Annotated in this window: 3 protein-coding genes and 1 pseudogene; 2 read left to right on the top strand and 2 right to left on the bottom strand. The window is 45.4% G+C overall.

Annotation, left to right across the window (positions count from 1 at the left end; genetic code table 11):
• Window positions 1–273, bottom strand: a pseudogene (locus QUB35_RS32400) (BamA/TamA family outer membrane protein); the annotation flags it as partial.
• Between the two features lie 162 nt (window positions 274–435).
• Window positions 436–636 carry a hypothetical protein gene (locus QUB35_RS32395; protein WP_006634481.1) on the bottom strand — a complete coding sequence of 67 codons (201 nt, stop codon included), beginning with the start codon at window positions 634–636 and terminating at the stop codon, window positions 436–438.
• Window positions 637–795: 159 nt separating this feature from the next.
• On the opposite strand from QUB35_RS32395, the gene QUB35_RS32390 reads away from it, so the two are divergent.
• Window positions 796–1626 (top strand): alpha/beta hydrolase, encoded by an 831-nt coding sequence (locus tag QUB35_RS32390; RefSeq protein ID WP_333146067.1) that lies wholly within the window; start codon window positions 796–798, stop codon window positions 1624–1626.
• 130 nt (window positions 1627–1756) lie between these two features.
• Window positions 1757–3238, top strand: a complete 1482-nt coding sequence (locus QUB35_RS32385) for an ATP-binding protein (protein WP_333146064.1) — start codon at window positions 1757–1759, stop codon at window positions 3236–3238.
• Window positions 3239–3828 lie beyond the last annotated feature (590 nt).

Here is a 3828-nt window from a genome sequence, read left to right as displayed (position 1 = left end):
TGTCCCCCCCTTAGTAGGGGCGGTGCCCCCGTGCCCGCCCTTGGTTAGGGGGGATCTAGACTTCGCTACAAACAAGAGAGACGGTGGGTTTAACGTTAAGTTATCACCAATGACCTCATCCTCCTCCCTCTGCGCCCTCTGCGCCTCTGCGGTTCCCTCTCTAAACTGGGCCTCAGTCGGTGCGGCACTCGGATCGATCGCCCGCGCTGCCAATTCGCCGCCACCCAGCGCCGCCAAAGTCAAAAATGCAATAATCGAAATTCGCATAGACATTAAATTTAAAGCACACCCAACGCATATTACCCAAAACCGGGTTCCCTGCATAATTAGCCGAAAAGAAACCCGGTATTTTTGAGGCTACCGGGTTTCTGGGATGCTGAAATGTGGGAAAGTTCGATCGACAGTGGGCGATCTTAATGACCCAGAAAAATTTGTTTAAATAGCTTGTCGAGAAACACGTTTCTCAAAATGAGCCTGAGTCTGCTGCAACAGTTGTTCGCGACTATCCTTAGCGGTGGTAATGGTAGGGAGCAAGTTGCGAGCTTGTAAAGTCATGTGAAGCTGTAGGTGTGCTACGTACTCACTGACATCTTCGCGAAGAGAGCAAGCCGGGTACTGTTTTAAAGTAGAGTTCAAGGTGTTCTCCTGCTTTGGGTTTGTAGTTTTTTCTAATAATCATAGACAATATCATGGTCTATTTCTAACTGTGTACTCCGTAATGAAGTTTAACCTTTGGACTCCTGTTTTGTTACAATCCTTTACAAAAGTATCTTACCTATCAGGAGTCGATCGCCCATGCAGTCTCAAGCACTTGTAGGACAAAAGCACACATTAAGTACATTTGTCAATAGCAGCCGCCAAACAGCCGCCTACCTCGACATCGGGTGCGGCAGACCCTTATTGATGCTGCACGGTTTCTTCGGAGAAAAGACTTGCTGGCTGCCCTTAATTGAGTTATTGCAATCTCAGTTTCGGTGCATCAGTTTAGATATGTTAGGTTTTGGAGAATCCAGCAAACCAGAAATCCCCTACGACGTAGCTGTAGAAGTTGCTTTTGTGCGGCAAGTTGTAGAACAACTAAATATCGAACCATGCTGCATCATCGGACATTCTTTTGGCGGTTGGGTTGCATCTGCATATTCCCTCAAATATCCTAATTCTGTGAGCAGTTTAGTGTTAGCAGCACCAGCCGGAATTCGGGACGACAGTTTTTGCGGTCAATACGATGCTTTGCGGCCGCTGCTGTGGGAAACCCCAGCCGTGGATTGGGCCTTGCATTTGGCAAAACCTTTTGCTAGTTTAGCGGGAAAAAGTGAGAAATTGCAGCAAATTTCCGGGTGGCGCAGGGAGTTAATGTCTCAACCAGTAGCAAGGTCATTTTTAATGAGTCGGATGCGGCCGGAAGATGCAGTTGATACAGTAGAAAAAGAAATTCACAAATTGCAAATTCCTACCTTAGTCATCGCAGCAGATAGTGACGAAACAATTCCTCTATGGCACTGTGAAACCTACGCGGGCGAGATACCGGGGGCAGAGTTAGCAATTATTCCCAATGCCACTCACGGGTTGCCACAAACTCAAGCTCCAATCATGGCCAAGTTTATTAGTAAATTTTTGAATAGTTAAGAAAAACGGTGCAACAAGCGGAATCCTGAAAATTGTGATAGGCCACAACGGTAAAATAATTGTGTTTTAGTATACTACTCTACTACGAAATACAGAATATATTGGTTAGTGTCTTGTACAAAAACTTTTTATGGCTCTTAAATCTTGTGTCAGCAGGAGCTACAGACATTTAGGCGAGTCGGGGGCATTACCAATGGCGGCAGTGAAAAACTACTTTAATCTGGAAGAAATTACGACAGCCAGAAGAATTAGTGCTGCGGTAATTAACATCAGCGGCCGCCAGCGAATGCTTTCCCAACGAACGGCTTTTTTTTGCATGAGGTTAGTTTGCTCTGAGAATGCGGCAGAAAGAGCAAAACTGCGCGGGAATTTGTTAGAGGCGATCGAGCTTATGGAAAAATCGCATCGCGACTTAATTAATACTAGCAGCAGCATCAACTTAGTGAGTCCCCCTTCAGCCACCGTCAAGGCAATGTATTTTGAGCCGCCACTGTATTTAGACAAACAAGTGCGCGCATATATCGATCGAATTAAAGCCTTGGTGCAAGTTCCCGATGCCGAACTCAGGCTGGAAAATTCCCATCTGCTGTACATTGTCGAAGCTGCGGGGGGCGACTTGCTAGAAGCTTTCGATGCCGTGGTGAGCCAATACCAGCAAGAAAGCGAAATCGAACAATTTGAAATCGATCTTAAACAGGTAGAACTTTATCAAGAAAGTTGTGCTGCTACCTCGAAAGCGGAAGCTCAAGCGGCCAAGCTCGATCGCGCACTTTGCGAACTCAAACAAACTCAAGCTCAACTCCTCCACAGCGAAAAAATGTCTTCCCTGGGAGCGCTAATGGCTAGTATCGTCCACGAAATTAATAACCCAGTTAGTTTTATTTACGGCAACTTGAGCCATGCCGCAATTTATACTCAAGATTTGCTGAACCTGCTGCGTCTCTATCAAGAATGCTATCCCAATCCCTGTCCCGAAATCACAGCTAAAATCGAAGAGATAGATCTGGATTTTCTAGTTGAAGACTTGCCTAAAGTTATGTCTTCCATGCAAATGGGTTCCAATCGCATTCGCGAAATTGTCAAATCTATGGGCAACTTTTCGCGAACCGATAACAGTAACATGACCATGTGCGATTTGCACGACAGCATTGACAGCACCGTGTTAATTTTGCGAAACCGTCTCAATTCTCAAATAGACCGTCGCGACATTCAAGTAGTAAAAAATTATGGAAAATTGCCTCTTGTAGAGTGTTATTCAGGACAGCTAAATCAAGTATTTATGAATCTAATTACCAACGCGATCGATGCTTTGGACGAGGTATCACAAAATCAGCCCAATGCTGCGCTAAAAATTTTGATAACCACAGAATTAGCAGGGCCCGATCGCGTGAGAGTGCGGATTGCTGACACGGGACCCGGAATGACACCAGAGATAAAAGAGCGAATGTTCGAGCAGTTTTTCACCACCAAGGAAATCGGTAAAGGTACCGGTTTAGGATTGTCTATTGTCTACAAAATCTTAGTAGAAAATCACCGAGGATCGCTCCGGTGCGAGTCGGAACCCTGTAAGGGAACCGAGTTTATCATTGAACTGCCGATCCAGCAAACTTAAGCAATTTACTAATCATCCAAATTTATCAAAAATTTGGGTTTAAAACCCTGTTCTTCTAGGACAGCTTTAATTTCTTAAAACTTTTTTCAAAAAGTCCGCTAGGTTCCGATATCTGGAGTATAGTATAAAAGTCAAGGTCAAATTCGCAATGCCCTCGTGAAACAGGACATGAGACACACTTTTAGGCATAAACCGGGGGACGCAGAGCAGCGAAAACTCTTTAAACAGCTAGAGGCTGAATTCAGTAAGCCTTAAACCAGTCAAAACAAACTATTTGTAGGATTGTTAAGTAGGGTAGGGCATACCCAAACTCTAGATAAGTATTCTAGTACGCTTTTGGAGACAGACCCGCTGGGGTGGCTGCTTGCTCAGGCTCGTTAATTGGTAGGATTCTACGGTTGAAAAGTCGGAGTATTGCCTTTCATGACGCAACACTTAAAGGTTAGTCGCTGAATTAAGAATCCCCGCACCTTGATAGTCGGGGAGTGTCAACTATGTTAACTGTGGCACGGGCGTCCCGCCTGTGTCAACTATGTTAACTGTGGCACGGGCGTCCCGCCTGTGTTAACTGTGTGTGGCACGGGCGTCCC

It is taken from the genome of Microcoleus sp. B13-B6 (genome assembly GCF_036705405.1).
Classification (GTDB): domain Bacteria; phylum Cyanobacteriota; class Cyanobacteriia; order Cyanobacteriales; family Microcoleaceae; genus Microcoleus.
Note: the sequence above shows the minus strand (reverse complement) of the source record. Positions and strands in the feature narration are given on the sequence as shown.

What these genes read in the sequence shown, in the direction of transcription:
- QUB35_RS32390 (WP_333146067.1), top strand. Translation starts at nt 796, where the DNA reads ATGCAGTCTCAAGCACTTGTAGGACAAAAGCACACATTAAGTACATTT.
- QUB35_RS32385 (WP_333146064.1), top strand. Translation starts at nt 1,757, where the DNA reads ATGGCTCTTAAATCTTGTGTCAGCAGGAGCTACAGACATTTAGGCGAG.